The organism is Rhizobium sp. Leaf321, assembly GCF_001423215.1.
GTDB classification, from domain to species: domain Bacteria; phylum Pseudomonadota; class Alphaproteobacteria; order Rhizobiales; family Rhizobiaceae; genus Neorhizobium; species Neorhizobium soli.
In genome coordinates this window covers 1,080,697-1,107,468 of record NZ_LMOF01000008.1, presented here as the reverse complement: position 1 = coordinate 1,107,468, position 26,772 = coordinate 1,080,697, and the positions used below count along the sequence as shown (strand labels likewise).

The 26,772-nt window shown below is 62.2% G+C and carries 24 protein-coding genes and 1 pseudogene; 16 read left to right on the top strand and 9 right to left on the bottom strand.

Going from position 1 to position 26,772, the window contains the following annotated elements:
* Nucleotides 1-42 precede the first annotated feature (42 nt).
* From ASF70_RS22480 to ASF70_RS22470, 3 genes and pseudogenes are all read left to right on the top strand, one after another.
* A pseudogene (locus tag ASF70_RS22480) lies at nucleotides 43-340 on the top strand (type II toxin-antitoxin system RelE/ParE family toxin).
* Between the two features lie 4 nt (nucleotides 341-344).
* Nucleotides 345-656: an addiction module antidote protein gene (locus ASF70_RS22475; protein WP_062582926.1), complete on the top strand. Its 312-nt coding sequence runs from the start codon at nucleotides 345-347 to the stop codon at nucleotides 654-656.
* A 148-nt stretch (nucleotides 657-804) separates the two neighbouring features.
* Nucleotides 805-2,457, top strand: a complete 1,653-nt coding sequence (locus ASF70_RS22470; RefSeq protein ID WP_062582924.1) for a Na/Pi cotransporter family protein — start codon at nucleotides 805-807, stop codon at nucleotides 2,455-2,457.
* A gap of 9 nt (nucleotides 2,458-2,466) precedes the next feature.
* Here ASF70_RS22470 and ASF70_RS22465 read toward each other — a convergent pair whose 3' ends face one another.
* Entirely contained in the window at nucleotides 2,467-2,724 is a 258-nt protein-coding gene (locus tag ASF70_RS22465) for a hypothetical protein (RefSeq protein WP_062455715.1), read from the bottom strand.
* Nucleotides 2,725-2,911: 187 nt separating this feature from the next.
* Between ASF70_RS22465 and hemF the strand changes: the two genes are divergently transcribed.
* Together hemF and ASF70_RS22455 are read left to right on the top strand one after the other, a co-directional pair.
* Nucleotides 2,912-3,823 carry an oxygen-dependent coproporphyrinogen oxidase gene (gene hemF, locus ASF70_RS22460; RefSeq protein WP_062455712.1) on the top strand — a complete coding sequence of 304 codons (912 nt, stop codon included), beginning with the start codon at nucleotides 2,912-2,914 and terminating at the stop codon, nucleotides 3,821-3,823.
* Between the two features lie 141 nt (nucleotides 3,824-3,964).
* Nucleotides 3,965-4,222, top strand: coding sequence for a hypothetical protein (locus ASF70_RS22455; RefSeq protein ID WP_082472020.1), 258 nt, complete (start codon nucleotides 3,965-3,967; stop codon nucleotides 4,220-4,222).
* A gap of 9 nt (nucleotides 4,223-4,231) precedes the next feature.
* On the opposite strand, the gene ASF70_RS22450 is transcribed toward ASF70_RS22455, so the two are convergent.
* Genes ASF70_RS22450 through ASF70_RS22440 form a run of 3 tightly spaced genes read right to left on the bottom strand, consistent with a single transcriptional unit; the run spans nucleotide 4,232 to nucleotide 6,773 of the window.
* Complete coding sequence (locus tag ASF70_RS22450) at nucleotides 4,232-5,509, bottom strand: CCA tRNA nucleotidyltransferase (RefSeq protein WP_062582920.1); 1,278 nt, start codon at nucleotides 5,507-5,509, stop codon at nucleotides 4,232-4,234.
* Nucleotides 5,506-6,141 (bottom strand): CoA pyrophosphatase, encoded by a 636-nt coding sequence (locus tag ASF70_RS22445; protein ID WP_062582918.1) that lies wholly within the window; start codon nucleotides 6,139-6,141, stop codon nucleotides 5,506-5,508. Before ASF70_RS22445 ends, ASF70_RS22450 begins: the two co-directional genes overlap by 4 nt.
* On the bottom strand, nucleotides 6,138-6,773 hold the full coding sequence (locus ASF70_RS22440) for a DUF1285 domain-containing protein (protein WP_062582916.1): 636 nt from the start codon (nucleotides 6,771-6,773) through the stop codon (nucleotides 6,138-6,140). The genes ASF70_RS22445 and ASF70_RS22440 overlap by 4 nt, the downstream gene beginning before the upstream one ends.
* Nucleotides 6,774-6,978: 205 nt before the next feature.
* Here ASF70_RS22440 and ASF70_RS22435 point away from each other — a divergent pair, with 205 nt between their 5' ends.
* Genes ASF70_RS22435 through ASF70_RS22410 form a run of 6 tightly spaced genes read left to right on the top strand, consistent with a single transcriptional unit; the run spans nucleotide 6,979 to nucleotide 14,821 of the window.
* A complete protein-coding gene (locus ASF70_RS22435; protein ID WP_062457917.1) occupies nucleotides 6,979-7,992 on the top strand; it encodes a MoxR family ATPase in 1,014 nt (337 codons plus the stop codon).
* A gap of 32 nt (nucleotides 7,993-8,024) precedes the next feature.
* A complete protein-coding gene (locus ASF70_RS22430; RefSeq protein ID WP_062582914.1) occupies nucleotides 8,025-8,960 on the top strand; it encodes a DUF58 domain-containing protein in 936 nt (311 codons plus the stop codon).
* Nucleotides 8,957-11,884 carry a DUF4159 domain-containing protein gene (locus tag ASF70_RS22425; protein ID WP_062582912.1) on the top strand — a complete coding sequence of 976 codons (2,928 nt, stop codon included), beginning with the start codon at nucleotides 8,957-8,959 and terminating at the stop codon, nucleotides 11,882-11,884. Before ASF70_RS22430 ends, ASF70_RS22425 begins: the two co-directional genes overlap by 4 nt.
* Before the next feature lie 3 nt (nucleotides 11,885-11,887).
* Nucleotides 11,888-13,954 (top strand): hypothetical protein, encoded by a 2,067-nt coding sequence (locus ASF70_RS22420; protein WP_062582910.1) that lies wholly within the window; start codon nucleotides 11,888-11,890, stop codon nucleotides 13,952-13,954.
* Nucleotides 13,954-14,373, top strand: a complete 420-nt coding sequence (locus ASF70_RS22415) for a GNAT family N-acetyltransferase (RefSeq protein ID WP_062582908.1) — start codon at nucleotides 13,954-13,956, stop codon at nucleotides 14,371-14,373. Before ASF70_RS22420 ends, ASF70_RS22415 begins: the two co-directional genes overlap by 1 nt.
* Nucleotides 14,374-14,407: 34 nt before the next feature.
* Nucleotides 14,408-14,821 (top strand): GNAT family N-acetyltransferase, encoded by a 414-nt coding sequence (locus tag ASF70_RS22410; protein ID WP_062582907.1) that lies wholly within the window; start codon nucleotides 14,408-14,410, stop codon nucleotides 14,819-14,821.
* 30 nt (nucleotides 14,822-14,851) lie between these two features.
* Here the strand turns inward: ASF70_RS22410 and ASF70_RS22405 are convergent, their stop codons facing one another.
* A complete protein-coding gene (locus ASF70_RS22405; protein WP_062582905.1) occupies nucleotides 14,852-15,355 on the bottom strand; it encodes an N-acetyltransferase in 504 nt (167 codons plus the stop codon).
* 330 nt (nucleotides 15,356-15,685) lie between these two features.
* Between ASF70_RS22405 and ASF70_RS22395 the strand changes: the two genes are divergently transcribed.
* On the top strand, nucleotides 15,686-16,657 hold the full coding sequence (locus tag ASF70_RS22395) for a glutathione S-transferase family protein (RefSeq protein WP_062582901.1): 972 nt from the start codon (nucleotides 15,686-15,688) through the stop codon (nucleotides 16,655-16,657).
* Between the two features lie 15 nt (nucleotides 16,658-16,672).
* Here ASF70_RS22395 and ASF70_RS22390 read toward each other — a convergent pair whose 3' ends face one another.
* Nucleotides 16,673-17,161 carry an NUDIX domain-containing protein gene (locus ASF70_RS22390; RefSeq protein WP_062582899.1) on the bottom strand — a complete coding sequence of 163 codons (489 nt, stop codon included), beginning with the start codon at nucleotides 17,159-17,161 and terminating at the stop codon, nucleotides 16,673-16,675.
* 78 nt (nucleotides 17,162-17,239) lie between these two features.
* Here ASF70_RS22390 and ASF70_RS22385 point away from each other — a divergent pair, with 78 nt between their 5' ends.
* The 3 genes from ASF70_RS22385 (at nucleotide 17,240) to ASF70_RS22375 (ending at nucleotide 19,634) form a co-directional block, all read left to right on the top strand.
* Complete coding sequence (locus ASF70_RS22385; protein WP_062583179.1) at nucleotides 17,240-18,199, top strand: metallophosphoesterase; 960 nt, start codon at nucleotides 17,240-17,242, stop codon at nucleotides 18,197-18,199.
* A 98-nt stretch (nucleotides 18,200-18,297) separates the two neighbouring features.
* Nucleotides 18,298-18,798, top strand: a complete 501-nt coding sequence (locus ASF70_RS22380) for an RNA polymerase sigma factor (protein WP_062582897.1) — start codon at nucleotides 18,298-18,300, stop codon at nucleotides 18,796-18,798.
* A complete protein-coding gene (locus ASF70_RS22375) occupies nucleotides 18,795-19,634 on the top strand; it encodes a hypothetical protein (protein ID WP_062582895.1) in 840 nt (279 codons plus the stop codon). The genes ASF70_RS22380 and ASF70_RS22375 overlap by 4 nt, the downstream gene beginning before the upstream one ends.
* A gap of 91 nt (nucleotides 19,635-19,725) precedes the next feature.
* Here ASF70_RS22375 and leuA read toward each other — a convergent pair whose 3' ends face one another.
* Together leuA and ASF70_RS22365 are read right to left on the bottom strand one after the other, a co-directional pair.
* On the bottom strand, nucleotides 19,726-21,453 hold the full coding sequence (gene leuA / locus ASF70_RS22370) for a 2-isopropylmalate synthase (protein WP_062582892.1): 1,728 nt from the start codon (nucleotides 21,451-21,453) through the stop codon (nucleotides 19,726-19,728).
* Between the two features lie 365 nt (nucleotides 21,454-21,818).
* Nucleotides 21,819-23,006: a benzoate/H(+) symporter BenE family transporter gene (locus ASF70_RS22365; RefSeq protein WP_062583177.1), complete on the bottom strand. Its 1,188-nt coding sequence runs from the start codon at nucleotides 23,004-23,006 to the stop codon at nucleotides 21,819-21,821.
* Between the two features lie 241 nt (nucleotides 23,007-23,247).
* Here ASF70_RS22365 and ASF70_RS22360 point away from each other — a divergent pair, with 241 nt between their 5' ends.
* On the top strand, nucleotides 23,248-25,947 hold the full coding sequence (locus ASF70_RS22360) for an EAL domain-containing protein (RefSeq protein WP_062582890.1): 2,700 nt from the start codon (nucleotides 23,248-23,250) through the stop codon (nucleotides 25,945-25,947).
* A 142-nt stretch (nucleotides 25,948-26,089) separates the two neighbouring features.
* On the opposite strand, the gene ASF70_RS22355 is transcribed toward ASF70_RS22360, so the two are convergent.
* Entirely contained in the window at nucleotides 26,090-26,677 is a 588-nt protein-coding gene (locus ASF70_RS22355) for an ATP-dependent Clp protease proteolytic subunit (RefSeq protein WP_062457904.1), read from the bottom strand.
* Nucleotides 26,678-26,772 lie beyond the last annotated feature (95 nt).

Here is a 26,772-nt window from a genome sequence, read left to right as displayed (position 1 = left end):
ACTCTATGATGTTGCACGACTGCACTCCATAGAGTACATATTATGTACAAAATTCTATCCACGTCCGTATTCGATACCTGGATCGACGACCTCGTGGACAGACGTGCCGCGACGCGAATTTTGGCCCGCATCGGCAGATGCGAAGGAAGGAAATCTCGGCGATATCAAGCCCGTCGGTGAGGGCATAAGCGAGATGCGAATTCACCACGGCCCAGGCTACCGCGTGTATTTCGTGCGGCGCGATCGCACCATTTTGCTCCTGCTGTGTGGGGGCGACAAGGATAGTCAGGCGAGAGACATCGCTGAGGCCAGAAAATTGGCTGCGTTTTGGAAAGGATAGTTCGATGCCTCTGGAGACTCGTCCATTCGATATTTCCGAACACCTGAACTCTGAGGAAGACTGTCTCGAATTCATGGTCGCAGCCTTCGAGGAAGGCGATCCGGCCTTCATTGCGAAATGCCTTGGCACGGTTGCCAAGGCCCGCAACATGAGCAAGCTTGCGCGCAAGACAGGCATGAGCCGCGCGGCGCTCTACAAGGCCTTGAGTGGCGAAGGCAACCCGGAATTTACCACCATCCTGAAGGTGATGAAGGCATTGGGTCTCGAACTCACGCCGGTCATGGCGAAAGAGCAGGCCATCGAAGACGCTGCCTGATCCGCGTTCCCGCGGCAGCGCGGAAGCGTAAAAAACTGTCGCGAACAGTGATTTGCACATCGCTGCAATCGGCCTATATTCGTTAGCCGGCAATTCATTATCGCTCTTTATTCGATAGGAACCGTCCCCCGGCGGAAGACATTCCGATATGCAATCGACCATCGTGATCATCAATCTTTTCGGCGCCGTGGCCCTGCTTCTGTTTGGCCTTGCGCAGGTCAAGGATGGCGTGACCCGCGCCTTCGGGACACGCCTCAAGACGGGTCTAGCCCGCGGCACCAGCAGCAGCCTGCGCTCCTTCGTCTCCGGCCTTGTCGCCACGATCGCCCTGCAAAGTTCGACCGCGACCGCACTGACGCTCGCCTCGTTTGCCGAACGCGGCATGGTGCGTCCACGCATGGCTCAGATCGTGCTCCTCGGCGCCAATGTCGGCACCGCCGTTACCGCCTGGCTGGTCGCGACCGGCATCGAGTGGCTGTCGCCCCTTCTCATCCTCATCGGTCTGGTCATGCTTCGCGGTGCATCGCCAGCCCGCAAAGGCGGCGGCACGGCCATGATAGGCGTCGGCCTGATGCTGCTGTCACTGCATCTGCTTGGGCTCGCCACCGAACCGATGCGCCAGTCGCCGGCGCTCGCGGCCTTTATCGGCCTGCTCGATGACGCGTGGCCGGTGGCGCTGATACTGTCGGCGGTGCTCGCCTTCGTCTCGTCGTCCAGCCTTGCGGTCGTGGTGCTGATCCTCTCGCTCGCCTCGACCGGAAATGTCTCCGCCGGCCTGGTGATCGTGCTCATCCTCGGCGCAAATCTCGGTGGCGCCATTCCGCCCGTCGTCGCCACTCTTTCTGCGCCGGCTGCCGCAAGACGCATCACGCTCGGCAACCTTGTCACCCGCGGCATCGGTTGCGCCATCGCGTTGCCGCTCGCGGGCCCTGTCGCCGATGCCGTTCAAGCCTTGCCGCTGTCGCCGGAAAAGCTCCCGGTCGATGCACACCTCGCCTTCAATATCCTGCTGGCGCTGGTCGTATTCCCGTTCTCAGCCCAAGTCTCGCGCCTTGCAGCTCGCCTTGTCCCTGATGATCCGCAGCGAGACGACGGCCCCCGCTTCCTCGATCAGGACGCGCTCGACAACCCTGTGATGGCGCTCGCCAACGCGACGCGCGAAGTGCTCGGCGTCGGCGACACTATCGAGCGCATGCTGATCCGCACCGAAAATGCCTTCAAACGTAACGATATCGCCCCGCTTGCAGACATCGCCGGGCTCGAGTCACGGGTCGATCACCTTCATCAGGATGTGAAGCTCTACCTGTCGGAACTGGGCCGCACCGGTCTCGATGCGGAGAACGCCCGCCGCTCCATCGCCATCATCGATTACGCTATCAACCTCGAACATATCGGCGACATCATCGAAAAGGGCATCGCCGAACAGGTCCGCAAGAAGATTGCGCACGGCCTCAAGTTCTCGGACGACGGCTTCGATGAATTGCAGGTGCTGCTCAGCCTGACTGTGGACAACCTGAGAACCGCCCAGACGATCTTCCAGACGGGCGATCTGGCGCTGGCGCGGCAGTTGATGGAAATCAAGGTGGAAGTCCGCCGGCTCGAAAAGCGGTCCGCCGAAAAGCATCTGGAGCGGCTGCGCGACGGACGACTGGAAAGCCTGCAGACCAGCTCGCTGCATCTCGACATGCTGCGTGACCTCAAACGCATCAACGCGCACATCGTGTCGGTTGCGCATCCGATACTTGATGACAGCGGCGCCCTGATCGAAAGCCGCCTTCGCCTCGCCGAACCCGGCGCCTGAGGGACTTCCTCAGTCGGCCGTCGGAAGTCTCCGCATGGTGAACTCGATGCGGTCGCCCTCCAGCTGGCGCCAGCTTTCCACTTCGGTCCAGTAGGCAGCCTTCGGAAATTCGTCGAACCATTGCCGCGCTTTTTCGCGGGCATCCTCGCGGGTCATCAGAAATGTCTCGCGCACGAACATACTGCCCGGTCCGCCGGCCTGTTCCTGCCGGTGGCGGTGAATTCTGCGCTTCAGCCCGTCGAGTGGCGGGGGTGTGAATTTCGCCATCAAACCCTCTTATCGGCACCTGGTGACATCAAGATAATATGGTCTCACCCGCATTGCGAGTCTGTTTTCCTGTCTTAAAACGGGCGGCCTCACGCGCTTGGGAATGGCCGGCGCAAGTCTGAGATGCTAAGTGCCGCCGGCGAGGATACGGAATCAGATCAAAGGCATAGCGGAAAAGGAAAAGACCATGGAACGGCCGGCGTTGCCCAAGGAACTGCCCGAAAATCTCGAAGAGAAGAAGGCAGCCGCGCGAGCCTGGTTCGAGAGCCTCCGCGACACGATCTGTGCTTCCTTCGAGGCTTTGGAAGACGAACTGACCGGCCCGCTCTCCGATCAGCCGCCCGGCCGCTTTACCCGGAAGAACTGGCTTCGCAACGAGGGCGAAGGCGGCGGCGGCACGATGTCGATGATGGAAGGCCGAGTCTTCGAGAAGGTCGGCGTCCACACGTCCACCGTCCACGGCGAGTTTTCCGAAGAATTCCGCAAGCAGATCCCCGGCGCCGACGAAGACCCCGCATTCTGGGCGTCGGGCATTTCGCTCATTGCCCATCCGGTCAATCCCAATGTGCCGGCAGTGCACATGAACACCCGCATGGTCGTCACCACCAGCCAGTGGTTCGGTGGCGGCGCCGACCTGACGCCGGTCCTCGACATCCGCCGCAGCCAGGAAGACCCCGATACTCAGCTTTTCCACCGGGTCATGGAAATCACGTGCAATCGCCACGCGGTCGCCGATTATCCGCGCTACAAGGCATGGTGCGAAGACTATTTCTTCCTGAAGCACCGCAACGAGCCCCGCGGCGTCGGCGGCATCTTTTTCGACTGGCTCCACTCGGATGCGGAAAAAGGCGGCTGGGATGCCGATTTCGCCTTCACGCAGGATGTCGGCCGCGCCTTCAACCTCCTCTACCCGAAGATCGTCCGCGGCAATTTCAACCGGCCCTGGACCGAAGAGAACCGCGACGAGCAACTGATCCGTCGCGGCCGCTACGTGGAGTTCAACCTTCTCTACGACCGCGGTACCATTTTCGGCCTGAAGACAGGCGGCAATGTGGAATCGATTCTATCCTCGATGCCACCGGCAGTCCGCTGGCCCTGATCATTTTGGCACGCCCGGGCAGTCTGCTCTCAAGAAATTGATGACTGTAAGGCCACTGGTAGTTGTCATCTGCGAAAAATTCGATGTTCGAATCGGTGTGTTCGGTGCTAGCGTGCGTTCTGGTTGCACGGGAGAACAGCCATGACCCCATCAAACAGCCTGACAAAACCAAGTTCATACCCCGTTTCGAAGTTGATGAAGACGCCCGAATTGGTCGAGCGTCTGGCCGTCGAAATGCGAGCCAGAAGCGGTGGCGAACTGCCCCACGCTTTCTGTGTCGAGCAAGTGAAGCGGCAGCTTGCCGGTAAGTCGGCGGAATCCGGCGCGGCCAATGCCGCTCGCATGATGATTCCCGCGGAGCGGGCATCCGTATTCCACTCCTGGGCGATCTCCGAATAGGAGGATTGATCAGGAGCTCTGCTTCACGATCTCGTCCAGCCGGGTGGCCAGCGCTGCCCGGTCGGGGTTGAAGTTACGCTCCACCCAGAAGTCCTCGATCTGCTTCAAGATCTCACCGACCCTCTTGCCGGCAGGCACACCTGCCGAGAGAACGTCGGCGCCCGCGATCGGAAAGACCGGCTTGGCGTAGCCCTCGGCCCGCTTAAGAAGAACCGACAGCCTTGCCGACTTGCGCATCGCCATTGGATCGCCCTCGGCCGCTGCTCTGGCCGACGACAGCGCCAGCTTGACGCGTGCAACCATGCCGGCCACGCCATTTCGGTAGAGCAGACGATCAAAGCCGACATCCGTCACCTCGTCGGGAATGGCGGGTGCGGACGCCCAGACGGCCAGCTTCGCCGCATCGGCATTCGAAAACCGCAGCCGTTTCGCCATCGCCGCCAGCCGCTCCGCATCGGGCGGCACGATCGAAGCAAGCCGCAGCAGCGGATCCGGCGTCCACCCGAGCGCTGCTTCTGCGGCCACCAGCGGATGAATGCCGTCGATGCCCCATTTTTCGGTTTCCGGCAGGATTTCCGTCAGCACGCCAGCCTGCCGCATCCATAAGAGTGCGCGAGACGGATCGGGGGCGGCCAGCAGTTTCTTAGTCTCGCCCCAGACCCGCTCGCCAGACAGCGTCGAAAGCCTGTCCTTGGCGCGTGCCGATGCCCGCAATCCGTCCGCATCCGGCCGGCCGGATCCGTAATAGGCGAAAAACCGGAAGAACCTGAGAATGCGCAGATGATCCTCGGCAATCCGCTGCGAAGCGTCGCCGATAAACCGGATCGTCCGGCTCTCGATGTCCTGCAATCCCTTGACCAGATCGACCACAGCGCCCGACGCATCCGCGTAGAGTGCATTGATGGTGAGGTCGCGCCGTTCCGCGTCAGCCTGCCAGTCGGTGCCAAACGAAACCTTGGCATGGCGGCCATCGGTCTCGATATCGCGCCGAAGCGTCGTCACCTCAAACGGCGTGCCGTCGATCACCAGCGTTACCGTCCCATGCTCGATCCCGGTCGGCACGGCCTTCATGCCGGCAGCTTCTGCCCGCTCCACCACGTCCTGCGGCAGAAGCGTCGTCGCCACGTCGATATCGGCGACGGCGAGCCCCATCAGCGCGTTGCGCACCGCGCCACCAGCCACCCGCGCCTCGCCGCCATCGGCGTTCAGAAGGAGAAGAAGCCGCTGCAGAGCGGCATCGTTGAACCATGCCTCATCGGCAACCGAGGGGGTAGCAATGGAGGTCATGCGTAAAGCCTTTCATACAACGTGCGCAAAATTCCGGCGGTAATGCCCCAGATTTCCCGGTCCTCATAGGGCATGACGTAGAAGTGCCGGGTCGCGCCATTCCAGTCGCGGGTGCCGCGCTGGTGGTTCGCCTCGTCCATCAGAAAGGACAGCGGCACTTCGAAAGCCGAGTCCACTTCGTCCGGGTTGAGCGTCAGCTCGAAACCGCGGCTCACCACGGCCAGCACCGGCGTGATGCGAAATCCGGTCGCCGCGTAATAATCGGGAAGCCTGGCCAGCGGCTCGACGAAGCGTCGGTCAAGACCGATCTCCTCCTCCGCCTCGCGCAGCGCCGCCACCTCAGGCGATCCGTCTTCGGGATCGATCGCACCGCCCGGAAACGCGATCTGGCCGGAATGCTTGCGCAGCTTCACCGTCCGCTGCGTCAGGATAACCTTGGCGCCATCGGCATCGTCGATGACAGGCACCAGCACGGCCGCATCCTTCAGCTTGGATTGAACGGTCGCGTTCACCCAGGCCGGGTTGAGCAGATGATCGCCGTGATCGCGCCACGCTTCCTCGATCGGCCCGCCCTTCTGGGACCGCGAACGGCGGCGAAACTCATCAGCGGAATAAAAACCGAGACCACTCATCGGGACAACACTTCCAGCTCGGCGGCCGGCATCACCGGAAACACCGCATCGGCGGAGCGCACTGCGAACATCGCGACGCCATCGATCTCGATCGTCTCGCCAAGCGCCACGAGATCATACATCACCGCCCGCGAAACCAGCGCCTCGAGCCGTCCGCGGACGTGCAGGTAAGGCTTCAGCTCCTGTCCCTCGCCTGCAATCGCAAACCGGATCGGATGATCGCTGCCAGCCTCCACCACATCGCCGACACCGGTGCGAAACGTCAGCACCTGCTGGCCGTCGCGGAGGCTCTGCTGCATCTCAACCGCCACGAACGGCGCATCCACGACCCGGATCGCAACCTTTTCCACAGGCGTGACGAGATAGGTTCGGCCGTCCTCGTCCTTGCGCAGCACGGTCGAAAACAGCCGGACCAGCGGCGCACGGCCAATCGGCGTGCCCAGATAGAACCAGGTCCCGTCGGCACGGATTTCCATGTCGAGATCGCCGCAGAAGGGCGGGTTCCACCGCTCGACCGGCGGAAGACCCGGCATTTCGCCCCGCGGGCCGCCGCTCGCCTGCTCGGAGGCATGGGAGATCATCGCCGCGAGACCAGCGGCATCGGCCGCCTTATTAATTGGTTCTACTGCCATTTTTCAGTCCCGGTTCGACCTTAAGCATCAGCCAAGGTGAATGTTCTCACGAGATAGTCATTCATCGCGTGCTTGTCAGCCTTATTTGGCGGAATAAGTTTCAAGGTCTAAGGTGACTGCTGCGACGCAGCGATTCACGGTCGGACAAGTTGGTTCGGCGAAGCCTGCTGGATCTGGATACCAATCAAGGGTGATGGTGAACGACATGGGCATGATGAATTCTACGCAAACAGTCCTCGACGAGAAAGCCATCATCGCCTCGGCCGAAAAGGCACTTGCCGATATCGCCGCCATCCGCGAGGAAGTCGCCAAGGTCATCTTCGGCCAGGAACGTGTCGTCGAAAACACCATGCTCGCGGTTCTCTCGGGCGGTCATGCGCTGCTGGTCGGTGTTCCCGGCCTCGCCAAGACCAAACTCGTCTCGACGCTCGGCACCGTCCTCGGGCTTGATTCTAACCGCATCCAGTTCACGCCCGACCTGATGCCGTCAGATATTCTGGGCTCCGAAGTGATGGATACGGATGAGACCGGACGCCGCTCCTTCCGCTTCGTCAAGGGACCCGTCTTCGGACAGCTGCTGATGGCCGACGAAATCAACCGCGCTTCGCCGCGCACCCAGTCTGCGCTGCTGCAGGCCATGCAGGAATATCACATCACCGTGGCCGGCCAGCGCTATGACCTGCCGGCACCATTCCACGTGCTTGCCACGCAGAACCCGCTGGAACAGGAAGGCACCTATCCGCTTCCCGAAGCGCAGCTCGACCGGTTCCTGCTGCAGGTGGACGTTCTCTATCCGGAGCTCGCCGCCGAGCGTCAGATCCTGCTCGACACGACAGGCAGCGCCGAAGCCAAGGCGCGCAGCGTGATCGACGCGACGCGGCTGAAGGACATCCAGGCGCTGATCCGCCAGATGCCTGTCTCCGACAAGGTGGTCGATGCGATCCTGTCGCTCGTCCGCTCTGCCCGACCGGGCCACGGCAACGCGTCCACCGACAAGCATGTCGCCTGGGGTCCAGGCCCGCGTGCCGGCCAGTCGCTGATGCTGACGGCCCGCGCCCGCGCGCTTTACGAAGGCCGCCTCGCTCCTTCGCTCGACGATATCCACGCGCTTGCCGAACCGGTCCTGCAGCACCGCATGGCGCTGACATTTGCCGCCCGCGCCGAAGGCATGTCGGTGCGCGATGTCATTGCCGGCCTGGTCAAACAGGCCCGCGGCTGAAGATCGCCGGTTCAGGCTAGAAAGGAACCTCCGTGGCATCCATCGGCCAGATCGTCGATCAAACCGCCAGCAGCGATGTGCTTCATCGCGCCCAGCAGCGCGCCATGCTGGTGCCCGATTGCATGGTAGAGGCCAAGCGCATCGCCAATACGGTGATTGCGGGATGGCACGGCCGCCGCAAGCGCGGCATGGGGGAGAATTTCTGGCAGTTCCGGCCCTATGCCGAGGGCGAAAGCCTGTCGCGCATCGACTGGCGCCGCTCGGCCCGTGACGATCATACCTACGTCCGCGACCGCGAATGGGAAGCCGCGCACACGATCTGGCTCTGGGCCGACATGTCGCCGTCGATGATGTACAAATCGACATTCGGATCGGTATCGAAGGAAAGCCGCGCGCTGGTCATCATGCTGGCGCTCGCCGAAATCCTTGCCCGCTCGGGGGAACGGATCGGATGCCCCGGCATCATGGAACCGGTCTCGGCCCGCAATGCCGCCGAACGACTGGCGACCGCCATTATGCACGCGCCGCAGGCGACCGGCCTGCCGGACACGGGCATGATCCGCGGCCAGAGCGATATCGTCCTGATCGGCGATTTCCTCGATGACGCCGACAAGGTCATGGACCGCATCACGCCACTCGGACGCCGCGGCCTGCGCGGCCATGTGATCGAGGTTGCGGATCCCGCCGAAGAAACCTTCCCCTATACCGGCCGCACCGAATTCACCGATCCCGAAACCCGCGAAAAGCTCGTCTCCGGCCGCGCCGAAAACATCCGCGAGGACTATCAGCGCGCCTATCTCGCCCGCCGCGATGCGCTCGGCGAGGGCCTGCGCCGTCTCGGCTGGAGTTTCGTTTTTCATCGCACCGATCGTCTCGCTTCCGAAGCGCTCGTCGCCGTCCACGGCTACCTCTCCGGCATGCCGGCGCCTCGACGTGTTGAAACCGGACGTATGGAGGAGAGGTCCTGAGCGCGCTCGCTTTCGCCTATCCCGCCATCCTGTTCGGCCTGATTGCCCTGCCCGCCATCTGGTGGCTGCTGCGGCTAACCCCCCCGCGGCCGAAGTCGGAAGTCTTCCCGCCCCTGCGCATTCTCGCAAGTGTGCTGAAGCGCGAGGAAACGCCGTCCCAGAGCCCGTGGTGGCTGACGCTCCTTCGGATGCTTCTCGCCGCAGCAATCATTCTCGCCATCGCCGATCCGGTCATCAACCCGCGCACGAGTTCGCTCAACACCGATGGCCCGCTGGCGCTCGTCATCGACAACGGCTGGGCAACATCGACCGACTGGGAACGCCGCGTCGAGACCGCCAATCTCCTGATCGACGATGCCGAAAGCGCTGACCTCCCGGTCGCGATCGCCTTCACCGCCGATCAGAACCAGGAAGCAACGCCCGGCAGTGCCGCCGCAGCGCGCGACAAGCTTGCCGCCGCAAGCCCGCGGCCGCTCGTGCCCGACCGCGCCCGCGCCGTCACAGCACTCCGGGAAGCTCTCAACGGCACCCGCCCCGGCACGCTGGCCCTTGTCTCCGATGGCATCGCCGCCACGACCGACACCGAAACGATGACCACCCTTGCCGGCCTTTCGGCAGGCGACATGCGCGTCCTCGAAGGCGATGGACAATCGGCCGTCGCGATCACAGGCGCCACCAACAATTCGACCGCGATGAATGTCAGCGCCACCCGCCTTTCCACGGCTGGCACGCAGCAGTTCACCGTCAACGCGCTTGATCCGCAGGGTCGCTCGCTCGCCGCAGGCACGCTGGAATTTGCCGACGGCGCCAACACCTCAACAACGGAAATTTCCGCGCCGTTCGAACTGCGCAACGATTTCGCCCGCCTCTCCGTCGAGGGCATCGCAACCGCGGGTGCCGCTCACCTTCTCGACGACGGTTTCCGCCGCCGCCGCGTCGCGCTGATCGCCGGCGAAAGCGGCAGCGATTTCCAGCCGCTGCTGCAACCGCTCTACTATATCAGCCGGGCTCTCCAGCCCTACGCCGATGTGATCCAGCCCAACACGGCCGATCTCTCGGTATCGATCCCGCAGATCCTCGAGGACAATCCGTCGGCAATCATCATGGCCGATGTCGGCCGCTTGCCGCCGGAAATCTCCCAGCCGCTGCAACGCTGGATCGCGCGCGGCGGCACGCTGGTCCGCTTTGCCGGACCTCGCCTTGCCGCAGCACCGGCCGACGATCCGCTGGTACCTGTCACCTTGCGCCAGGGCGAACGCGCGCTCGGCGGCGCCATGTCCTGGTCGGAGCCTCAGGCGCTGGCGGATTTCCCGAATTTCGGCCCCTTCGCCGGCCTGCCGCGCGCAGCCGATATCACCGTGACCCGCCAGGTTCTCGCCGAACCGACGCCGGACCTTGCCGAGCGCACGTGGGCAAGCCTTGCTGATGGCACGCCGCTGGTCACCGAAAAGGAGGTCGAAGCCGGCCGTATCGTGCTGTTCCACACCAGCGCGGAAGCGACATGGTCCAACTTGCCGCTGTCTGGGAATTTCGTCGAAATGCTGCGCCGGCTGGTGCAGATGGCCCGCGTCGGCGGTGCTGCCGGTGGCAGCGCATCCGGAGCACCAGGCACAGAAGGAGCCGCTGCAGCCCTGCCGCCCTACCGTCTGCTGACCGCCGACGGCGTGATGACGACCGAGACCGGCGCTGCCCGCCCAATCACCATCCCGGCCAACGCAAGGCCTGTCGCAAGCTTCGATCACCCTCCGGGCCTCTACGGCACCGAAGACGGCTATTCCGCCGTCAATCTTCTGGCCCCGGCGACCGTGCTTGCCCCCTTCGATCCATCAGTCGGCGGAACGCAGGTTGCGCGTGATCAACTGGCTGGCGGCGAGGCCGTGTCGCTGCGTCCGACCCTGTTTGCTCTCGCCTTCGCGCTCCTCGTCCTCGATAGCCTGGTAATGCTCTTCATGAACGGTGCCTTTTCCCGCCGCCCCGGACGCTCCAAGCCGACCTCCGCCCGGACGTCTGGCACCGCCGCGACCCTCATCCTCGGCTTCGCGTTGGGAATGGCGCTGCTCAACCCGAACCCGTCGCTCGCCCAGCAGCCACCCTCGCCGCCCGCTGCCGCGGCGCAACCGCAATCGGCCCAGCCGCAGCAGTTTCGCGAAATGCAGCCCGGTGAAGGCGTAAAGCCTGGCGACGACCAGATCCTCGACCGCCTCGACACGACCCACCTCGCCTATGTCCAGACCGGCGAAAGCGACGTCGACAGCATCTCCGAGCGGGGCCTCGATGGTCTCACCCAATACATGAGCTACCGCACGACGCTGGAGCCCGGCGCCCCTGTCGGACTCGACATCGCCAAGGACGACCTCTCCTTCTACCCGATCATCTACTGGCCGATTTCCGCGACAGCGCCGATGCCGTCGCAGGCCTCGATCTCGCGCATCGACGCCTATATGCGCAACGGCGGCACGGTCCTGTTCGACACCCGCGACCAGGTCTCAGCACTCGACGGCAGCTCCAGCCCCAACGGCCTGCGGCTGCAAGAAATTCTCGCCAGCATCGATATCCCGCCGCTTGAGCCGACACCGGAAAACCACGTCCTCACCCGCACGTTCTATCTGCTGAAGGATTTTCCCGGTCGCTATCGCGGCGGTCCGCTCTGGGTCGAAGCCCGTCAGGATGCGCGCAACTCCACCTCGCAGCTCTCCTCGGGCGGCGACGGCGTGACGCCGCTTCTGATCACGGGCAATGATTTTGCCGGCGCCTGGGCAGTCGATCAACAGGGTAACTCCATGCTCCCGACCGTACCGCCTGACGACATGCAGCGCGAATACGCCTACCGCGCCGGCGTCAACATCATGATGTACATGCTGACCGGCAACTACAAAGCCGATCAGGTCCACGTCCCCGCGCTCCTCGAACGGCTGGGGCAGTAACCGATGACCATCGAATTCGCCCCCTTCTTCTCGTGGCCGATCCTTGCAGCCCTCGGTGCACTGGCCCTCGTCCTTGCTGTGACCGCCCTATTGCGCGGCGTCCGTGGTGCGGTCCTTCGGACGCTGGCGCTTGCCGCCCTGCTGATGGCGCTCGCCAACCCGACGCTCAACCAGGAAGATCGCGAACAGCTCTCCACCATCGTGCCAATCGTCGTAGACCGCTCTCAGAGCCAGGAGACGGCCGGCCGCGAGCAGCAGACCGATCAGGCGCTGGCGGAACTGCGCGACCGCTTCTCCCGCTATCCCCGCATCGAGACGCGCATCGTCGAGGCCGGAGACGATGTAGACAGCGACACACCTTCGACGAAGCTGTTCACTGCGCTGCGCTCCGCGATGTCGGACGTTCCGCCGGCCCGTGTCGGCGGCGCCGTGTTCCTCACAGACGGCCAGATCCATGATCTCCCCGGCATCAATCAGGATCTCGGCTTCAACGCACCCGTCCACGGGCTGATCACCGGCCAGCCAAACGAATTCGACCGCCGCATCGAAGTGCTGCGCGCGCCCCGCTTCGGCATCGTCGGCGAGGAGCAGGAACTGACGCTGCGCGTGTTCGACGACGGTCGCCAGGGCGGCGGCCCCGCCGAAGTCATCGTGCGCATGAACGGCCAGCAGATCGCAACGCTGCAGGCAACGCCCGGCGTCACCACCCCGTTCTCGTTCAACGTCCAGCGCGGCGGCAACAATGTCATGGAATTCTCGGTCGCCGAGCTCCCCGGAGAAGTGACCACCGCCAACAACCGCGCCGTCCATGTCATCGATGGCATCCGCCAGAACCTGCGCGTGCTGCTGGTCTCCGGCGAACCGCATGCCGGCGAGCGGGCCTGGCGTAACCTTCTGAAATCCGACGCCTCCGTCGACCTCGTGCATTTCACCATCCTGCGTCCGCCGGAAAAGCAGGACGGCACGCCGATCAACGAGTTGTCGCTGATCGCCTTTCCCACCCGCGAGCTGTTCGTCGAGAAGATCAAGGATTTCGATCTGATCATCTTTGATCGCTACAAGCATCGCGGCGTGCTGCCGATCCTCTATTACGACTACATCTCCCAGTATGTGCAAAACGGCGGCGCGCTTTTGATCGCGGCAGGCCCGGAACATGCCGGCGAGGATTCGATTGCCGCGACGCCGCTCGAACAGGTCCTGCCGGCCGCACCGACGGGCGAAGTCCACAATGCCGGCTTCTTCCCGCATCTGTCGGAAGTCGGCACCAAGCACCCGGTCACCCGCGGCCTTGAAGGCTCTAACCAGACACCGCCCGCCTGGGGTCGCTGGTTCCGCACCATCGATGTCGATCCGCCGCAGGGTCAGACGGTGATGGAAGGCGATGGCGACCGCCCTCTCCTCGTCCTCAACCGTCAGGGCGAAGGCCGCGTTGCCATGCTCCTGTCGGATCAGGGCTGGCTCTGGGCACGCGGCTTTGAGGGCGGTGGCCCGCATGTGGCGCTCTATCGCCGCATCGCCCATTGGCTGATGAAGGAACCCGAATTGGAGGAAGAGGCGCTGACCGCCCGCTCCGTCGGCCGCACACTCGCCGCCACCCGCCAGACGATCGGCGACGACCCCGGCCCCGCCACCATCCGCTATCCATCCGGCCGCACCGAGACCGTGCAGATGACGCCCGCCGGCCCCGGCGAATACCGCTATGAAAGCCGCATGGATGAAACCGGCCTGTTCGAGGTGAGAAACGGCGACTTCCAGACCCTTGTTCATGTCGGCGCGGTCGACTCGCCCGAGTTCAAGGCAATGATCTCCACCGAGGCAACCTTGCGGCCCTATGCCGACAAGACCCGCGGCCTCGTGACCCGCGTCGCCTCGGGCGACGGCATCACCATCCCCGACATCCTGCCGGTCCGCGGCGAAGTTCGTGTCAGTGATCCCAACCGCATGGTTATCCGCATGACCGACGAGACGGTGCTGCGCGGCATCAACACGCTGCCACTGTTTGCCGGCTTTGCCGGCCTGTCTGTGCTGTTGTTCGCGATGGCTGCGATGTGGTGGCGCGAGGGTCGCTGATGGGCCACGAGCTTAATCTCACCGACGCGCCGACCTCAGACGATTTAGCAATCGTCAGCAGCGGCCTCACCGCCTTCAACGAAGGCGAAGTCGGCCCCTCCGACAGGAAACTGCTCGCCGTACTGATCCGCGACGAGAGCGGCACAGTCATCGGCGGTCTGTCGGGCTACACATCCTGGGGCTGGCTCTTCACCCAGCTTCTGTTCATTCCCGAAAGCCTGCGCGGCAAGGGCATGGCGGCAAAGCTTCTGACCGAGGCCGAAAATGAAGCGCGCACCCGCGGCTGCAAGGGCGCCTGGATCGATACGTTCAACCCGCTCGCCCTCAAGGCCTACAAGAGCCACGGCTACCAAGTGTTTGGCGAGATTCCAAATTTCGTCGAAACCAGAACCCGCACCTTCCTTCAAAAAGCGCTTTAGTCTATCCATCCTGGCGCAATCTGGGAGCTTGGATATGGATCTGAAAATCGTCGAAGGCATCTCGCAGCAGGACGAAGACGTCATCCTCGCCAAGCTGAAAGCCTTCAACGTCGAATGCTTCGGCGCGAGCGACCGCCGCGAACTGGCAATCCCCTTGCATGATACGGCCGGCGATATCGCCGGCGGCCTCGTCGGCTATACCGGCCGCGGCTGGCTTTACGTCTCGATGCTGTTCATTCCCGAATGGATGCGCTCCAAAGGCCTCGCCGCCCGCCTCATGACCATGGCGGAAGCGGACGCGACCAAGCGCGGCTGTATCGGCGCCTATATCGATACGATGAACCCGGCCGCACTCGCGCTCTATCTGAAGCTCGGCTACCACCCGATCGGCAAGCTCGAAGGTCTCGCCGGCGGACATGATGTGACCTGGCTGGAAAAACGATTCTAGATCAGAGGCTTGGCGGCAAGTCCTGAAGGATCACAGCTGCCGCCAGCCGATCACGCCCTTCAACCCATCATGCACGCCGTCCTTGAGCGGCACGACCAGCACCCGGCCCGGATCGACCGGTCCCGGAAAATCGAGCGCGTCATAGGCCAGCTTCTCGAAGCCGAGTGGCATATAATAGGGCGGGTCGCCGATCAGGATCACGGCTTCCGATCCATGCCGGCGCGCGGCATCAATCGCGATCCGCACCAGTTCGCGGCCGATCCCGAGGTTCTTGTGTGATGGGCGCACGGCGAGCGGACCCAACATATGACCCTTCACGCTACCAGCCAGAACCGGCGTCATTCGCACGGAAGCGATCGTCTCGCCATCGTCGGCGCAGACAAACGAGATCGACCGGTCATGCGGCCCCTGCTCGCGAATGCGGGACGCGGCGCGCACATGCCGGCCGGGACCGAACGCTTCCTCGTTGATCACCTCGATGATGTCGTCGTGAGACGCATCCTCGGTCAGATAGACGAGGTCGTGCTTCGCCATGGACTTGGCGGTGCTTTTGGAAGCAGAATTCTGGGATGCGGAGGATTGCGAGGCAACAAGATGCAGGGACATGGAGAACCGAAGCCGTAAGGAGAGAGCAGACAGGACGAGCGATATCGGCGACGCTTATTTAGCGTCGTGGTCGATCTTCAGCGTCGTCGCAGTATCCGCACTTCGGTCATTCTCTGGGTATTCCCGAACAATCGTGACAAGCGAGCTATCAGAAAATTTTCCACCCGTCCAATCCAAAAACGCAGCGTTTACAAAATCGCACCTCGTCATTGTCTGGCTTTGCCGTATCTAACTGCTGAGACAACCAAGGAGATTGCAATGGGCATGTTGGTAGACGGAAAGTGGCACGACGTCTGGTACGATACCAAGGCCAGCAAGGGTCATTTCAAGCGTTCCGAATCACAGTTCCGCAACTGGGTGACATCAGATGGCTCTGCCGGACCGTCCGGAAAACCCGGCTTCAAGGCCGAGGCCGGACGCTACCATCTCTATGTGTCGCTCGCCTGCCCCTGGGCGCACCGCACCCTGATCTTCCGCAATCTCAAGAAGCTGCAGGACCTGATCTCTGTCTCCGTCGTCGATTACCTGATGCTGGAAAACGGCTGGGAATTCCGCAAACGCGACGGCGCAACCGGCGACGCCCTGTTCGGCTCCGACTATCTCTACCAGGTCTATCTGAAAGCCGATCCCGCCTATTCCGGCCGCGTCACGGTTCCGGTCCTTTGGGACAAGCAGCAGAACACGATTGTCTCGAACGAAAGCGCCGAAATCATCCGCATGATGAACAGCGCCTTCGACGGCATCACCGGCTCCGATGTCGATTTCTACCCAGACAATCTGCGCAGTGAGATCGATAAGATCAACGCGGTCATCTACGACACCGTCAACAACGGCGTCTACAAGGCCGGCTTCGCCACCACGCAAGACGCCTATGAAGAGGCCGTCTCAAAGCTGTTCGAAACGCTCGACAGTCTCGAGACCCGTCTCTCGAAAAGCCGCTACCTGCTCGGAGACAAGCTGACCGAAGCCGACTGGCGGCTGTTCACGACACTCATCCGCTTCGATCCGGTCTATGTCGGCCATTTCAAATGCAACATCCGCCGCATCGCCGACTACAAGAACCTCTCAGCCTATCTGCGCGATCTCTACCAGCACGAAGGCGTGGCCGAGACCTGCAATCTCCTCCACATCAAGCACCACTATTACGAGAGCCACAAAACCATAAACCCCACCGGCATCGTCCCGACAGGACCAGAGCTCGATCTCGACGCACCGCATGGGCGGGGGTAGGAAAGCGGGTAACTCTCACCAGTACTCCCCCTTCTCGATCTTTCCCGAAAGCTCCTGCAATCGGCGCGCTGTCGCTTGGGTGACCTCAGGCGGTAGCGCTTCGAGGGCAAAGAAGCCGCTTTCCGCAATTTCGTAATCCGCGGCGCGCGGCGCCGTCTGGTTGACGTTGACCTTGTAGAACAGCACGTGGTCGCGCTTCGATGCGTTGCGGTTCAGGTAGACGTGGAAAAGCTCCGGCACTCCCAGGACTTCCAGATTGCCCTCTTCCCGCAATTCCTTGTGCAGCGCCTGAAGCGCGGTTTCGCCGCGTTCCATGCCGCCGCCGGGCATATACCATCCCGGGACATAGGTGTGGCGCACCAGGAAAATCCGGCCCTCGTCGTCGAAACAGGCGGCCCGCACACCCATCGTCATGCCTCGTGTGACGATGAACGCCTTGTGCATCAGCCAGACGAGAATGCGGGCCCGGCCGCCGGTAACTTCGGGAATGCCCTGCTCAACCATTCAGGCGTTCCACTTCATAACTTCGGGAGCGGCGATAAATTCGGTACCAATTGCTCTCTCATGCGTTATGTCTTCGCCATGTTCAAGTTCGCGCATATTTCCGATATCCACCTGGGGCCCCTTCCGCGGCTGACGATGCGCGAGCTTCTGTCAAAACGCATCACCGGTTTCGTCAATTGGCACCGCACCCGCCGAAAGCATCTTCTCGTCAACACGCTGGATCTGCTGTTGAGCGACATGAAGGACCGAGAGCCGGACCAGTTGCTCATCACAGGCGATCTGGTCAATTTGGCGACAAAGATCGAAACCCGGCTGGCCCGCGAATGGCTCGATACGATCGGCGAACCCGCCGATACGACCGTCGTGCCGGGCAATCACGACGCCTATGTGCCGGGCGCTCACGACAAGTCGGTTGCCGCTTGGTATCCCTTCGTGAAAAGCGACGACGATCCGGGCGAATGGCCGAAGGACGATCACATCTTCCCGACCTACCGGGAGCGTGGCCCGATCGCCATCATCGGCTGCTCCACATCCAACGCGACGCCGCCGTTTTCCGCATCCGGCTATTTCAGCCCGCGCCAGGCGCGCGAAACAGTGAACCTTCTTAAGAAAGCCGGCGAACGCGGACTGTTCCGCGTGGTGATGATTCACCACCCGCCGATCCACGGCGCGGCGTCATCGCACAAGCGTATGATCGGCATCCGTCGATTTGCTGCGGCCATCTCGACCGGCGGCGCCGAACTGGTGCTGCACGGCCATACGCATCTTAACACCGTCTACGAACTCAAGACCCATAACCGGCCCGTGCCGGTCGTCGGTATAGCGTCCGCCTCGCAGGGTCCGGGCGGCCACAAGCCACCTGCTTCCTACAACCTGTTTTCGCTGTCGGGCGAACCCGGCAACTGGAACCTGGTTTGTGAACGCTACGGGCTGACGCAGGCAGGTGACGGCATTGCGCTGGACAGCAGCCACGTCTTTTATGGCGATCAACCACTGCCTATGCCGGCGATCCAGCCCGAGACCGTCGAAATCTTGTAGATTAATTGCGTCGCCTGTTGCAAATGCATCACATTCGATTCATAGCTTAACGAGATGGCCGTAATCATAACGCATAGCCCCGTTAAGCTTGTTTCCGCATGAACAATCCGACCCAGACCATGGACATTCGCCGTGACCTCGTAGCCTTGCTGCCGAGGCTTCGTCGTTTCGCGTTGACGCTTGCAGGCACCGCCGAGGATGCTGACAGGCTGGTGCGCGAAGTCTGTTCGCGTGCAATCCAGAAAAGCCATCACTGGAAGGGCGAAGGCCGCATCGAAAGCTGGCTGTTCAGCCTGATGCGAACAGCCTGGTCCGACGAGATCAAGAAGCGCCGCAAGACCCAGCCGTCCTCCACCCCGAAGGCACAGGGCGTCGTATCGGCTACCGAAATTTCCACGATGGCCACATCGGATCAGATCCTGCTGTCCCTGCCCTCAGGCCTCGCCAGTGTCTTCCTTCTCGTGGACGTCGAGGCATTCGCCTATGGCGAGGCGGCTGCTATACTCGGCATTCCGGAACAGGCCTTCGCCGAACGCCTGTGTTCTGCACGGCTCAGACTGTCGGAAATCGCGCCGGAAGCATCGGAGCGCCGCGCATGAAAGCCAGTGCTTCCTCGTCCGCGCTCGAACAGCGCATTTCGGCCTTCCTGGATGGCGAAGCCAACGAACACGAACGGCAGGAGATCGAAGCGCTTCTGGTCAACGAGCCGCAGGCGCGGGCCCTGCATGACAACCTGAAACGCGGCACGGATTACGGCCGGCGCGTCTTCGACGATGCCATGAAGGAACCATTGCCGCTCGAACTCGTCCGCACCATCAAGAACGCACCGCTGCCGCGCCGCGCGATCAGGCTGCCTGATGATAAAAAGCGCCAGTCACTCTCGTTCAAGCCAAGCAGAACGCAGGCCCTTTTCGCATGTCTTCTCAGTCTCTGCCTCGGCGGCGGCATCGGCTATGCGCTCGGCACCCAGCCGGGATCGACCCGTCTCGGCGGCTCGGAAGTGCAGCTCGATTCGCGGGACTGGCTTGACGACGTCGTCGCCCATTACCGGCTCTATACCCGCTTGCCCGATCGTCTGGTGGAAATCGGTGCCGACAGGCCGGGCGATATCCTCGCATGGCTGACCACAGGCACCGGCATCGCCTTTCGCATTCCGGACCTATCGCAAAGCGGGCTCGCCTTCGCCGGCGCACGGCTTTTCACCGCCGACAACCGCCCCTCCGGCCTCCTCCTCTACCGCCGCGGCGATGAAGGAGAGATCATCGCGATCACCTTCTCCAAGACCCGTCCGGACACCAACAAACCGGTCGAGGACATCCGCGCCGATACGGGTCTTGTGTCCTGGAGCACGCCGCTCGCGACCTATGTCGTCGTCGGCCCCTCCTCCGCCGCCGATCTCGACGAGATCGCCGCCAAGGCCGCGGGACTGATCTGAGCGACGCGCGATCAGGTCCACCTGATCCCAGCAAAAAGCCGCATCGGCTAGCGATGCGGCTTGTGTCTTCTGATACCCTACAGGCCCCGGCTTACCGGCCGCGTTCTTCCAACACCCGGTTCGCCGCCGACACGATCGCATCGAGCGAGGCCGTCACGATGTTGTTGTTAATCCCAGCGCCAAACAGCTTTCCACCCGGATGCTCGACCTCGACATAGGCGATCGCCGAGGCGTTCGAGCCATGCTGCAGCGAGTGTTCCGAATACTCATTCACCGACAGCTCGATCCCGAGATAGGCCGACAGCGCGTTGATGAACCCGTCGATCGGGCCCGTGCCGCGGCCTTCGATCGTCTTCGTCTCGCCACCATCGGTGATCTCGGCGGAAACGACGCGGATGCCCTTGTGCTCCATCCCGGCCGGGAACGTCTGGTGATCGACGAATTTCAGCCGTGCTGAAGGCTGGTCCACATAGCGCTCGATAAAGCGCTCATGGATGCGCTTGGAAGCGACTTCCTTGCCTTCTTCGTCGGTAATCCGCTGGATGTCCTCGCGGAACTCCACCTGCAAGTTGCGCGGCAGGTTGATGCCGTAATCCTGCTGCAGGATATAGGCGATGCCGCCCTTGCCCGATTGCGAGTTGATTCGGATGATCGCCTCGTAGGACCGGCCGACGTCGCGCGGGTCGATCGGCAGGTAAGGCACTTCCCACACCGGATGGTTGGCCGTCTTGATCGCCTTCATGCCCTTGTTGATCGCATCCTGGTGCGAGCCGGAAAACGCCGTATAGACCAGTTCGCCGACGTAAGGATGGCGCTCGGGAATGACCATTTCGTTCGAATATTCGTAGACGTCCTTGATGCGCTCGATATCGGTGCAGTCCAGCCCCGGATCGACCCCTTGCGTGTACATGTTGAGCGCCAGCGTCACCACGTCGACATTGCCGGTGCGCTCGCCATTGCCGAACAGCGTGCCTTCGACGCGGTCGGCGCCAGCCATCAGCGCCAGCTCCGTCGCCGCAATCCCGGTGCCACGGTCGTTGTGCGGATGCAGCGAGATGATGACATTTTCTCTGGAGTCGATATTGCGGCACATCCATTCGATCTGGTCGGCGTAGATGTTGGGCGTCGCCATCTCGACGGTCGAGGGCAGGTTGAGGATCAGCTTGTTGTCGGCAGTCGGCTTTACCACCTCGATGACTGCGTTGCAGATCTCCAACGCCACTTCCAGCTCGGTGCCGGTAAAGCTCTCCGGAGAATATTCGAACCGGTAATCGCCGCCGGCCTTGGCAGCCATGTCGGTGATCATCTTCGCCGCATCGACAGCGATCTGCTTGATGCCGCGGACATCCTTGCCGAACACCACGCGGCGCTGCAGTTCCGATGTCGAGTTGTAGAAGTGGATGATCGGATGCTTGGCGCCTTCCAGCGATTCGAACGTGCGGGTGATCAGTTCCGGCCGGCACTGAACCAGCACCTGCATCGACACATCGTCGGGAACGCCACCCTCTTCGATGCACCAGCGGGCAAAGTCGAAATCGGTCTGCGAAGCCGACGGGAAACCGATCTCGATTTCCTTGAAACCCATATCCAGGAGCAGCTTGAACATGCGGGCCTTGCGATCGTGGCCCATCGGGTTGACCAGCGACTGGTTGCCGTCACGCAGGTCCACCGAGCACCAGATCGGCGCCTTGTCGATCACCTTCGACGGCCAGGTCCGGTCGGGAATGTTGATGGCGGGATAGGCACGGTATTTCACCGCCGCGTCGGCCATACCCTTAGCCTTGTTGGCAGTAGTCACGTTGGAATTCTTGGCGTCCATGGTCTTCAAGTCCTCGTCCTATCCATCCGCCGCGCGCCGCACTTTTGGGGCCTGCTTAATGAGGATGGCGACCTCTTAAGGTCTGTCTCAGCTATATCGGTAAATCTTGCGAGGAGCTCTTACGCCGGCGGGCTTTCGGCCGCCGGGCGCTCCTCAACGGACCCGGCAACCGAGTGTAAGGTCGAGGCTAAGAAGCGAGAGAGGCGCGAAAACCGTCGCCCCGGCAGCGAAGCTGCGGGTCGGCAAACGGTCGGACATGATCGCACCTGTCATGGTCATGGGAGAATCTATAGCGGGCGGGCAGAGAACGTGCAAGTGCACTTTCGAACGGCATTTGATGTTGCAACGACGGCCGCGGTTCCCTTTCAAGGGAATCTTTCGCGTCTGAGAGCCTTCTGCAAACCCATCATCACGCCACCGGCCAGCAGACCCCAGAACGCCCCCGAGATCCCGGCGAAGGCGATTCCGGAAGCGGTGACCATAAAGGTGATGGCTGCAGCCTCGCGGGTAGCGGGATTGTGGTAGGCGGCGTATGCCGCGTTCGAGAACGCGCCGATCAGCCCGAGCCCGGCGACGGCCTGCAACAGGATCGGCGGCGCGAGCGATACGAAGGCAATAATGCCGCCGGCCACCAGCCCCAGCGCCGCGTAGCTGAAGCCGCCGATGATCGCCGCTACGTAACGCCGGGCGGGATCCGGATGAGCGTCGGTACTGGCACACATCGCTGCCGTGATCGCCGCCATGTTGACCGGCACGCCGCCAAAAACGCCGACAAGCGAGGACAGGGCGCCGGTTGCCACGAACATCGGTCCGGGATGCGGCTCGTATCCGTGGGCCTTGAGGATCGCGATGCCGGGTATGTTCTGCGACGCCATGGTGACGATAAACAGTGGCACCGCCACGGAAATCGCGCCGTGCCAGGTAAACACCGGCTCGACGAACACGAATTGCGGATGGATCGCAGCGCCGATCTGGCTCAGCGTATCTGCCGGCAGGTCGACGCCGAAGATCAGCACCAGCATCATCGCGGCAAGCGAGGCCGGCACGGCCAGAAGCCGCCAGCGCGACACGACGACCGCCCAGGTCAGCACGATCGGCAGTCCCAGCATCGGGTCGAACGCCACCGCCTTCACGGGAGCAAGACACAGGCCGAGCAGGATACCGGCCAGCATCGCATTGGCAAGCGGCCCCGGGATCATTCGGATCGCGCGCCCGAGCGGCTGGAACAGGCCCGACAGCATGATCAGCCCGCCACAGATGACGAAGGCGCCGACGGCTGCGGGAAATCCGCCCTCGATCATCCCGATCCCCGAGAGAAGAGCGGCACCAGGCGTCGACCATGCAATGCTGATCGGCATCTTGAGCGCCGCCGAGAAACTCACGGCAAGGATGCCGAGCGCCAGGGAAAGCGCCAGGAGCGCGGAGGCGACCTGATCGCTATTGGCGCCCATTGCCTGCAAACCCTGAATGATCACGGCAAAGGAACTGACGAAACCGACAAACGCGGTCAGCATCCCCATCGTCAGGGCGGAAAAAGAGAAGTCTTTGAACATGATGAGAACCCGACGCGGTGAAGGGTGCATGGAGCACGACCGGCCGCCGCGAGACAAGCCCAAGAGATGACCAGGCCGACTGATTTTTTCCGATTTTCAGTCATGTATAAAGGGCCGGATTTCTCAAAAATATTGGAGTGGAGACCAGTATTTCGGCTCGACTACCCGTCGGGCGCCGTTACATCTCAGACTAAATTAAGCCTTGTCTGAAATGTTGGCGGGAGACCTGTTGGAACATTGCATGCTCTTCTCTTCCTCCATGATAAAGCCCGGCCGAAGCCGGGAACGGCGATTCTACCGGTTCGGCTGGTATTTGCCCGCCTTCATTATGGTCGCTGCGGTCATTTTCGGAATTGTCCGGGCCGATCTGGAAGAGCGCGCCCAATACATGGCGCAGCAGCGGCTCGTCGCGTCGGAACAACTGGCGCGCGTGTCCTCAAGCCTCGAAACCAATATTCGCGGCAACGTCAATCTGGTCCAGGGTCTCGTTGCCGCGATCGCTGCAAACCCATCCATCACGCAAACGCAATTTGCGGCGCTCTCGGAGCGAGTTTTCGCTGTTCCCTCGCAGCTGAAGAACGTCGCCGTGGCGCCCGATCTTGTGATCCGGTACGTCTACCCTTACGACCAGAACAAGCAGCTCGTCGGACGAGATTACACGGCCGACCCCAAACGGTCAGTGTCCGTCATGGAGGCGATCAAGCGCCGGTCCACCACGATCGCCGGACCTGTCGAACTCGCTCAGGGCGGACTGGGACTGCTGGCCCGCTACCCGGTTTTCTCGCAAGCCAACGGACATTTCTGGGGCATCGTCTCGAGCGTGATCGACGTGGAGCGCCTGTTCCGCGACATCGACCTCGATACCGAACGGCAACCCCTCAGCATCGCGATCTCCAGGCGGCCGGCACCGGTTGCGAAGGACGTCTTTACCGGTGACCCGGCGATCTTCTCCGCCGATGCGGTTCGTGCCCGCATCGAGCTCGGATACGACACCTGGTATCTCGCAGCCGTCCCGAAAGCCGGCTGGAACACGACCCCGCCGGATATCGGTTGGCTTTATGCCTACGCGACGCTGATCGCACTCTGCATCGTCGCCCCGATGATCTGGGTGGGCATCTTGATGAGGCAGCGCAATCGCCACATCGTCGATCTGCAACACCGTGAGGAGCAGTTCGAGACCATTCACCACCGGTTGACGCTGGCACTCGAAGCGTCGCAGATCGGCGTCTGGGAATACGAGGGCGCCACAGACCGCCTTTTCTGGGACGAGCGGCTCAAGGACCTGTATTCTGCGCCTCCGGGCAAGGACATCTTCACTTACGAGGATTGGCGTTCGACTGTTCATCCGGACGATATCGAGACGGCTGAAAATCGGCTGAACGAGGTCATCGGTGCCACCGAGCCCTATATTACCCAGTTCCGGATTGTCCGACCTTCGGGCGAGATCCGTCACATCCGCGCGCACGGGAAGGCCTACAAAACATCGGGAGGCGTCGAACGCGTCGTTGGCGCCAATTGGGATGTCACTGATGACGTCAATCTGCAGATCGAACTGCGGGAAGAGCGCGCCCGCGCTGAAGAACAGAACGAGCGGTTGCGCGCGACACGCCGCACGTTGCAGCACCAGTCCTTGCACGACGCCCTGACCGGCCTTCCCAACCGGCGCTTTCTCGACCAGTTCATGGAAGCCTCGAACGCGACGACGCACAGTCACCGCCTGGCCTTCATCCATTTCGATCTCGACCGCTTCAAGGAAGTCAACGACACGCTCGGCCACGCGGCCGGCGACGAGGTCCTGCGCCAGACGACGGCCCGGCTCCTGGAACTGATCGGCCATGACGAATTCGTCTCGCGGATCGGCGGCGACGAATTCGTGGTCGTCACCAGCGGCCCAGCCCCGGAAGAGCGCGCAAAACATCTCGGCCGCTCGATCGTCAAGGCGATCGCCAAACCGATGACGATCGACGGCCAGGAATGCCATGTCGGCTGCAGCGCCGGCATCGCCATGCAGACGCTTGCGTTCGAAGAACCGCGCCAGTTGCTGATCAATGCCGACGTCGCACTGTACGAGGCCAAGAAACGCGGCCGTAACCGCGCCGAGGTGTTTTCAGAGTCCCTGCTTCTGACGGCGATCCAGGTAAAACGCACGTCCGACGAGCTTCTCGCGGCAATCGAGAACGACCAGATCGTTCCCTTCTTCCAGCCGCAGTTCGATGCCGTCACCCTCGATATCGTCGGTGTCGAGGCGCTGGCCCGATGGGTCCACCCGACCCGCGGCCTGCTCGCGCCCGAAGCGTTTCTCGATATTGCCGAAGGTCTTCATCGCTCCGGTGAGATCGACGCGCTCATTCTCGAAAAAGCGCTGTTCCAGGCCACCCGCTGGCGTGCCCGCGGGCTTGCCGTCCCAAGGGTCTCTGTCAATGTCTCAGCCCAGCGCCTGAAGGACGAAAACCTTTTGGAGCAGCTGTCGCACCTGTCGTTTGCGCCGGGCAGCATTGCATTCGAACTTCTGGAATCGATCTCGTTTGAAGGAAACGACCGCGGCCTGCGCAAGATCATCGGCACGCTGAAGGATTTGGGTATCGATATCGAGCTGGATGATTTCGGCTCCGGACACGCTTCGATCGTCAGTCTGCTGGAACTCGGCCCCAAGCGGCTGAAGATCGACCGGCAGCTGATTTCTCCGCTTCAGGCGTCAGGTCCCCAGCACCGGCTTGTGGCTTCGATCATCGAGATCGGCCGTTCGCAAGGGATCGAGATCGTCGCCGAGGGCGTCGAAACGGAAGCCCATATGGATATCCTGCGTGGCCTTGGTTGCCAGGTGCTGCAGGGTTATGCCTTCGCGGAACCGATGTCGCCCGATGCGTTCATGGATTTTGCCGCCCACTGGCAGCAGGGCCGCGTCCCGGCAACCGCCGTACCCACCCGCAAGCTCGCCTGATATCGCGCGGTGGCCGAAAGGGTTCGGGTCATCCGGACCTGTCGGCCCCTACCCGCGCCTGAAACGATTGCCCTCAAACGCAAAAATCCCCCGCCGGCCTGAAGCCGACGAGGGATTTTGATTTGTCAGAACGACGTCTGGATCAGATTTCGCTCTGCGACGTCACGATCTTGGATGCAAGACCATAGGCGACGGCTTCCTGTGCCGACAGCCAGTAGTCGCGGTCCGTATCGGCTGCGATCTTTTCGATCGGCTGGCCGGTTGCTTCTGCCATGATCTTGTTCAGGCGTTCGTTCATCTTGATGATTTCACGGGCCTGGATCTCGATGTCGGAGACCATGCCGCGCGTACCGCCAGATGGTTGGTGAAGCAGGAAGCGGGTGTTCGGCAGCGCGATGCGGCGTTCCTTCGGAACCGACACGTAGATCAGGGCGCCTGCAGAAGCGACCCAGCCCGTGCCGATCATCCAGACCTTCGGCTTGATGAACTTGACCATATCATGAATCGAATCGCCCGACTCGACATGGCCGCCCGGGGAATTCACGTAGATGCGGATGTCTTCGTCGCTGGCCGCGGCAAGTGCCACGAGCTGCGTGTTGACCTTCTGCGCCAGTTCCTGGGTGATCGCTCCGTAGATGAAGATCGAACGCGACTTGAAAAGATTCGCCTCCGTTTCCTTACCGAGCGGCAGTTCCTTCGTCTTGTCTTCTGTGTCGTCTTCGTCGTTCAGCACGGTCAAAGTCTCCTGCATGAAATTCATATACGGGACATAATGTGTTCGCGGTCACAAAACAATGCACCCCGGCCTGAACATGGCAAGCTTCC

Excerpts from the sequence above, each read along its gene's own strand:
- ASF70_RS22475 (WP_062582926.1), top strand. The coding sequence starts at position 345 with ATGCCTCTGGAGACTCGTCCATTCGATATTTCCGAACACCTGAACTCT.
- ASF70_RS22470 (WP_062582924.1), top strand. The coding sequence starts at position 805 with ATGCAATCGACCATCGTGATCATCAATCTTTTCGGCGCCGTGGCCCTG.
- ASF70_RS22465 (WP_062455715.1), bottom strand. The coding sequence starts at position 2,724 with ATGGCGAAATTCACACCCCCGCCACTCGACGGGCTGAAGCGCAGAATT.
- hemF (WP_062455712.1), top strand. The coding sequence starts at position 2,912 with ATGGAACGGCCGGCGTTGCCCAAGGAACTGCCCGAAAATCTCGAAGAG.
- ASF70_RS22455 (WP_082472020.1), top strand. The coding sequence starts at position 3,965 with ATGACCCCATCAAACAGCCTGACAAAACCAAGTTCATACCCCGTTTCG.
- ASF70_RS22450 (WP_062582920.1), bottom strand. The coding sequence starts at position 5,509 with ATGACCTCCATTGCTACCCCCTCGGTTGCCGATGAGGCATGGTTCAAC.
- ASF70_RS22445 (WP_062582918.1), bottom strand. The coding sequence starts at position 6,141 with ATGAGTGGTCTCGGTTTTTATTCCGCTGATGAGTTTCGCCGCCGTTCG.
- ASF70_RS22440 (WP_062582916.1), bottom strand. The coding sequence starts at position 6,773 with ATGGCAGTAGAACCAATTAATAAGGCGGCCGATGCCGCTGGTCTCGCG.
- ASF70_RS22435 (WP_062457917.1), top strand. The coding sequence starts at position 6,979 with ATGGGCATGATGAATTCTACGCAAACAGTCCTCGACGAGAAAGCCATC.
- ASF70_RS22420 (WP_062582910.1), top strand. The coding sequence starts at position 11,888 with ATGACCATCGAATTCGCCCCCTTCTTCTCGTGGCCGATCCTTGCAGCC.
- ASF70_RS22415 (WP_062582908.1), top strand. The coding sequence starts at position 13,954 with ATGGGCCACGAGCTTAATCTCACCGACGCGCCGACCTCAGACGATTTA.
- ASF70_RS22410 (WP_062582907.1), top strand. The coding sequence starts at position 14,408 with ATGGATCTGAAAATCGTCGAAGGCATCTCGCAGCAGGACGAAGACGTC.
- ASF70_RS22405 (WP_062582905.1), bottom strand. The coding sequence starts at position 15,355 with ATGGCGAAGCACGACCTCGTCTATCTGACCGAGGATGCGTCTCACGAC.
- ASF70_RS22395 (WP_062582901.1), top strand. The coding sequence starts at position 15,686 with ATGGGCATGTTGGTAGACGGAAAGTGGCACGACGTCTGGTACGATACC.
- ASF70_RS22390 (WP_062582899.1), bottom strand. The coding sequence starts at position 17,161 with ATGGTTGAGCAGGGCATTCCCGAAGTTACCGGCGGCCGGGCCCGCATT.
- ASF70_RS22385 (WP_062583179.1), top strand. The coding sequence starts at position 17,240 with ATGTTCAAGTTCGCGCATATTTCCGATATCCACCTGGGGCCCCTTCCG.
- ASF70_RS22380 (WP_062582897.1), top strand. The coding sequence starts at position 18,298 with ATGAACAATCCGACCCAGACCATGGACATTCGCCGTGACCTCGTAGCC.
- ASF70_RS22375 (WP_062582895.1), top strand. The coding sequence starts at position 18,795 with ATGAAAGCCAGTGCTTCCTCGTCCGCGCTCGAACAGCGCATTTCGGCC.
- leuA (WP_062582892.1), bottom strand. The coding sequence starts at position 21,453 with ATGGACGCCAAGAATTCCAACGTGACTACTGCCAACAAGGCTAAGGGT.
- ASF70_RS22365 (WP_062583177.1), bottom strand. The coding sequence starts at position 23,006 with ATGTTCAAAGACTTCTCTTTTTCCGCCCTGACGATGGGGATGCTGACC.
- ASF70_RS22360 (WP_062582890.1), top strand. The coding sequence starts at position 23,248 with ATGCTCTTCTCTTCCTCCATGATAAAGCCCGGCCGAAGCCGGGAACGG.